Source organism: Methylophaga sp. UBA1464 (assembly GCF_002325665.1).
GTDB lineage: Bacteria > Pseudomonadota > Gammaproteobacteria > Nitrosococcales > Methylophagaceae > Methylophaga.
This window is the reverse complement of the sequence record NZ_DCSO01000065.1, coordinates 1-1,073: the sequence shown is the minus strand read 5'-3', so window position 1 is coordinate 1,073 and position 1,073 is coordinate 1. Positions and strand designations below refer to the sequence as shown.

2 protein-coding genes are annotated in these 1,073 nt (G+C 43.5%); both read left to right on the top strand.

Translation table 11 applies throughout. The annotated features are described in order from the left end of the window. Positions 1-455 (top strand): protein adenylyltransferase SelO family protein (locus B3O33_RS07840; protein ID WP_292363348.1); only part of this gene is annotated, 455 nt, incomplete at its 5' end. A 383-nt stretch (positions 456-838) separates the two neighbouring features. After that, positions 839-1,073 (top strand): type I restriction-modification system subunit M N-terminal domain-containing protein (locus B3O33_RS07835; RefSeq protein ID WP_292363347.1); only part of this gene is annotated, 235 nt, incomplete at its 3' end.

Here is a 1,073-nt window from a genome sequence, read left to right as displayed (position 1 = left end):
TTGGCGAGCTTGCATCGCTGATGATGCATACATCTGTGGATTACACCATTTTCTTTCGAGAACTCTCAACAGTGCCTGACGATATTGGTCCACTCAAAAAAAGCTTTTACCAGAACCCGACGTATAACAAAGCCCCCAAAGAGATGAATAATCGCTGGTCAGAGTGGCTCGATAAATGGAAAGCACTTATCTTTAAGGACCACACGACTTCAAGTGAGGAGCTTTCAAGCCAAATGAAACGGGTCAACCCAAAATACAGTTGGCGAGAGTGGTTCGTTGTACCCGCTTATCAGCAAGCGATGGCGGGGGACTATGCTCTACTTCGGGAGCTGCAAGAAATCATGACCAACCCATACGACGAACAATCCAAAGAGGCAGAAGCGAAATACTACCGGCTGAAGCCAACAGAATACTTTGAGGTCGGTGGCTTATCCTATTACAGCTGTTCGTCCTGACAAGTTGCTTACGCCAAATAGCCTGAGCCAGTTGCCCTATTACTTATCTTCCGGGCGGGGTTATCCTGAATAAAACAAAAGTATCTTCTATTCAAATTGAAAATGTTGTCGAGGTATTACAATCGTAAACGCTTAGATTGCTAAATTCTGAAACAGCTTTGAATCGATCACAGTTGCTTTGCATAAAGCATTCATCATTATCCGGAATCAATAGATCAGAATCTGAGTCGACCTGTTGATATTTATTTAACATTCGCAAGCTCAGACAAGCATTGACGCTCAGCCAAAACCGGTTGGCATGAAGAAAGTTCTCAAGCTTGTCAGCCGGGGTTCAATCGGGGAGAATCAGGCCCCTGAATTTTACAATTATAAAAAGTCATAAAATGGTCACCGGTGAACTGAAAAGCCAAGTCGATAAAATATGGGAAACATTCTGGACAGGGGGCGTCAGTAATCCGCTGACCGTTATCGAACAATTCACCTATCTGTTGTTTTTACGCCGGTTGGATGAAACTCAACAATCGGAAAACAGAAAAGCCAATTTTATAGGCGGGCAGGTGAACGAGCTATTCTATAAGCCGCACCTCCAAAATTTTCGTTTTTTCACGTTTCTTGAAC